This window comes from Achromobacter semiaridum, assembly GCF_053543755.1.
The window spans coordinates 61,861-66,607 of sequence record NZ_JBLVOL010000048.1; the positions used below are offsets into that span (position 1 = coordinate 61,861).

4 protein-coding genes are annotated in these 4,747 nt (G+C 66.7%); all 4 read right to left on the reverse strand.

What is annotated here, in order from left to right:
• Positions 1-1,368: AAA family ATPase (locus ACNPP0_RS14695; protein WP_448706306.1), on the reverse strand; the 1,368-nt coding region annotated here is incomplete at its 3' end.
• Between the two features lie 15 nt (positions 1,369-1,383).
• Entirely contained in the window at positions 1,384-2,490 is a 1,107-nt protein-coding gene (gene tssG / locus ACNPP0_RS14700; RefSeq protein ID WP_332609447.1) for a type VI secretion system baseplate subunit TssG, read from the reverse strand.
• A gap of 4 nt (positions 2,491-2,494) precedes the next feature.
• Complete coding sequence (locus ACNPP0_RS14705) at positions 2,495-3,151, reverse strand: DUF3540 domain-containing protein (RefSeq protein WP_332609445.1); 657 nt, start codon at positions 3,149-3,151, stop codon at positions 2,495-2,497.
• Positions 3,152-3,180: 29 nt separating this feature from the next.
• Positions 3,181-4,747, reverse strand: a 1,567-nt coding sequence (tssF, locus tag ACNPP0_RS14710) for a type VI secretion system baseplate subunit TssF (RefSeq protein ID WP_448706307.1), incomplete at its 5' end; no start/stop codon positions are given.

The following is a 4,747-nucleotide window of genomic DNA, read 5'->3' on the forward strand; positions in this document are numbered from 1 at the left end:
CCCAAGATGGGCTTCATGCCGGGCGATGCGCAGCGCGGTTTCCAGCGCCTGGATGCGTCGGCGTGCATCCTCCAGCGCGGGCGGCACCGCGTGCTGGCTGATCGCCACGCGCGCACACGCGGTGTCCAGCAACGCCACCGCCTTGTCGGGCAACTGGCGCGCGGGAATGTAGCGATGCGACAAACTGACCGCCGCCGTAATCGCTTCGTCCAGCAGCAGTACGCCATGATGCGCCTGCAAGGTTTCGGCCAGCCCGCGCAACATGTTGAACGCGCGCGCCTCGTCCGGCTCGTGCACTTGCACTACCTGAAAGCGGCGGCTCAGCGCGGGGTCTTTTTCGATGTGCTTTTTGTATTCCGACCAGGTGGTGGCACCGATGGTGCGCAGCTGGCCGCGCGCCAACGCGGGCTTGAGCAGGTTGGCCGCGTCACCCGTGCCCGCCGCGCCGCCCGCGCCCACCAGCGTGTGGATCTCATCGACAAACAGCACGATCGGCCGGGCGCTTGCCTGGACTTCATCGATCACACTGCGCAAGCGTTGTTCAAATTCGCCCTTCACGCCCGCTCCGGCTTGCAACAACCCGATGTCCAGCAGATACAGCGACACGTCTCGCAAAGGCGGGGGCACATCGCCCGTGGCCAATCGTAATGCCAAGCCTTCCACGACGGCGGTCTTGCCCACGCCGGCCTCGCCCGTCAGCAAGGGATTGTTCTGGCGACGACGCATCAGCACATCGACGATCTGGCGGATCTCTTCATCGCGTCCCGACACCGGGTCGATCTCGCCGGCGCGCGCCTTGGCGGTCAGGTCAACGGCAAACCGCTCCAATGCGGCCAGGTCCTTGCCCCGGGCCTGCGCGTCGTCGCTGGCAGCTGCCGTGGTGGCGGTGGCTTCCGGCGACCCCTGCACCATCTCGTCCATCTGCTCAAGCAGCTTGTCGGGCACGATGCGCGAAAACTGCGGCGACATGCCCAGCAGCACATGACGCAGCGCGTACGTCCGGACCAGGCCCGCCAATAGATGGCCGCTGCGAATGCGCGCGGCGCCATAACGCAGCGAACCGAGCACCCACGCGCGTTCCACGGCGTGATCAATGTGTTCGGACAGATCGGATACCGATCCGGCGCCGGCCGGCAGCCGATCCAGCTCTGCCGTCAGATCGGCCTGCAACTGCCCCAGGTCCAGTTCGAAAGCGCGCGCAATGCGGTGCACATCGCTATCCTGCGCGTGCAGAATCTGATGCACCCAATGCACCAGTTCCACGTAGGGATTGCCGCGCAGCTTGCAGAACGCCGTTGCGCCTTCCAGCGCCTGGTAGAGCAGCGGATTGAGCTTTCCAAACAGTTCGATGCGACCGATATCCGACATGGCGTGATGGCGCGGTCAAGCGCGCGGTGTCCTGGGAGGTTGGGCCTGCAAGCGGCCACGTGCCGGCGTCTGTTCGCGGCGTTCATAGTCCAGCAGCAAATCGTCGGCATCGCCCTGCGCGGGCCGGCGCCTTCCCAGCCACGCGGACAAGCCCAGCGGCCGTTGCGCACCTAACCGCACGCCGCCGGCCTCATCGGCGCGCAGCACCGGGCGCACGTCCCACGCCAGTTCCACGCCGATGTAATGCCTGACCCAATGCGTCAGCTGCCTTGCGCGCAAGCCGCCCGGCAGGAAGCTCTTGTAATCGTCCAACGCCAGCGGACCGATCTCGACGCGGAATTTGTGCTGGGCATCGCGCACCGCCACACCAAGCACCGAGTCATGTCCCAGACCCATCGCGCTGCCCAGCCCAAGCCGCTGCTCGGGCTCCAGGCGTATCCATTGCGGCACGAATTCGCGGATGCGCACCGGCAGGCCGAAGAACGCTTGCAGGATGTGCTTGAGCCCTTCGGGGTTGCGCGTCTGGCGCACCAGATGCCCCGCCATGAAGTACTTGGCATGGTCCAGCACGGCATCGCGCCGCTGCATCGACGGCTCGCCCATATGCAACAGGCTGGCCACATAGCGCGTAAAGCGCGCGTCCTTGCGGTCCAGGCTGACGGTGCTTTGCGCGTCGGCCCAGGCTCGATAGAACAACAGGATCAAGCGGTGATGGAACACATCGGCAAAGGCGGCCAGCGTGCGGTCGCCGTAGTGCGCCATGCGTTCGTGTGCATGTTCGGTCAGGTGCAGTGGCAAGGGGCCATTGGGGCCGAACAGGCCGAAGCCATAGATGGAAACCTCTGCCGGCCGGCCTTTCCGCGCCGGCTGCACGCGCGCCACCGTTGACGGCGCGAACGCCATCGACGGCTCTTGCCGCAAGCGCACAGGCTCGTAGCGCGCCACGGTATCGCGCCCCAGCGGCTTGCGCGCGCCGCAATGCGCGTCGATCCAGCGCAGGGCATGGAATAGATCATGCGCGTAGGGCTCGCGCTCCAGGGCACGCCACCACTGCGCGTCGGCGTCGCCCGAGGCAGCGGCGCCAGCAAAAGCCGGATCGGCAACGGGATGCGTGACGTCCATCGCGTCACCCCATGTGAATCTGCTTGGCGTCCACCTTGACCAGGTCGGCGCCCGTCACCAGCGTGTATGACGCATGTAGTCGGGCGCTTTGCTCGGCCTGGTAATCGATGGAGCCCGCACGCACCTGGTCCACGTCGCTGACGCTGCGCAGGGACACGCGAGCCATGAGCGTCATGCGGTCCAGCACCGCTTCGTAGTTGCGGCCCACCAGCCGCGTCTCGCCGATGGTGGCGTGCAGGTGTTCGGCCACCATGCGGATGCGCTTGGCGGCATGACGTTCTTCGTCGGCGTCCACGGAATACTCGGGCGTGCGGATGCGCACGGCGTCCCGCCCCTGCAATGTCACGTCGCCCGCGCTTTGCACGCGCACGTTGCCGCCCCGCGACCGCAGCACCAGGTCACCCTGGGTCTCCAGCACCGTGCTGACGGATACCGCTTGCACGGTGACCGCGATGAGATACACGCGCGAGGGATCGGGGCCGCTGAGCAGCACCTCGTCACCCGGCTGGGGCGCCAACAGGCAGCTGGCGGCGCGACGCGCCAGCCAGGTGCGGCCATCACACGCGACGGCGTAGCGGCCATCGGGCTCAACATGCAGCACCTCGCCCAGCAGATGCACCGGGTCATAGGCAATTCGGTTCAAGCTTGCGGCGGATTTCATCATGCGCTCCGGTTCGTGGGGGTGCCTGCCTAGACTGCGGGCCGGCGCCCCATGCGGGGCTTGAAGCGGGCGACTTCGCCTCGCTGCAGGGTCGACAGGACCAGCTCCGACATCATGTTGATCGACACATGGCGCGCGAAAAACTGTTCAAGCACGGCGCCAAACAAATACGGGCTGATACCGGAAAAGGCCGCCTCGTCCACTTGCAGCGCGATGCGCACGCCACGCCCATGAACGATGGGACCCGGCACCGGCAGGCGGTGATACACGGGCTTGGCGCTGACGTGCCGCAGCCCGGAGATGTGCTTGCGCACCACCGGGTCGGCCAGATTGCCGTACACGTGCAGCATCTCGCGCAGCGTTTGCGCCCCTTGCTCCGTGTCCAGGTCCGTCAGGCTCAGGTAGTTCAGCCCCAGGTGGCTGATCAGGTGCCAGGTGGCGGCGTTCTCGGCCAGCGCCGCGCAGGGGCGCGTGGGGCCGTGCAGCACCTTCACCGCGCGCACGGGCGCCGACACGCGCAGCGTCATGTCCGTGTCGGTGCCCAGGGGCAACAGCATGGCCAGGTCCCGATTAGTGCATAGCGTTTCCAGCGACACGTGGCGCAACTGGCCGGAGAACGGCGCTTCGTGGCGGTCCACCAGCGACAGGAACACCTCGCTGCCTGTGTAGCCGGTGCGCGTGCCGTTGCGCTGGGCGGTGTCCGAGATCAGCCGGGGCTCGCGGCGCACGGAGTAGTACGCGCCGTAGTCATCCGGATCGCTGCCCAAGGACCCGTAGAACGGACGGAACTCCTGCTCTTGTTGCTGCGCCGACGCATGCCCGGTGACCCGCGTCACGCCGAACACTTCATAGTCCAGCGGGCGACTGCGATCGACCACCACGTGATATTCCGACGTGCGCGGCGTGATCGCGACCCGGTCCGCGCGCTTCGGAAAAAGATTGATGACGGGCGCGCAATGCAGCGCAAGATTGGCGGCGGAGATCGCGCCTTCCAGTTCTGGCGCGGCCACCGAAAACAAGAAGGTCAGATCGAATGCGCGGGTTTCGCGTGGAGTGGATGACGCCGGCGCCGCGCCGCCTGCGTCCGCACCCGACCCCGTCTTCAATCCCGCCTTCAAGCCATTCACGCTGAAGAACAGGTAGCGCTGCGCAAAGGCAAAGTACTCCTGTAGCAAGCGATAGCCCTGGAACACCCGCGCGTCGCCCGGCAACAGCGCCTGGTCGTCGGCAAACCCTTCGTGACGCAAGGCGCTGGCCGGCAGCTTGTTGATCCACGCCACCGGCCGCGCCGTGTCGTGACCCAGCACCGCGACCGTGTGCCCCATCAACACTTCCAGCAGGCGCTGCATCTGCAAATCCTGCCCGTGCAGATGGAACACCAGTTGATCAAGATCCAGGTCTTCCAGCCGCTGTCCACCGCCGATTTCGATGCGGATCCGCAGCGCGCTCAACACGCGTGCGGCACGGCCGGCAAGGCCCAGGCGCGCCAGCGGCAGGTCCTGCGGGGCCGCGGTGAAGTCGGCGTGGGTGACTTGCAGCGGCCACAGGCGCACGGCGTGTCCGGTCGTGAATTCGCAAGGCGTCTGCTCGCCGCGT

What these genes read in the sequence shown, in the direction of transcription:
- tssG (WP_332609447.1), bottom strand. Translation starts at nt 2,490, where the DNA reads ATGGACGTCACGCATCCCGTTGCCGATCCGGCTTTTGCTGGCGCCGCT.
- ACNPP0_RS14705 (WP_332609445.1), bottom strand. Translation starts at nt 3,151, where the DNA reads ATGAAATCCGCCGCAAGCTTGAACCGAATTGCCTATGACCCGGTGCAT.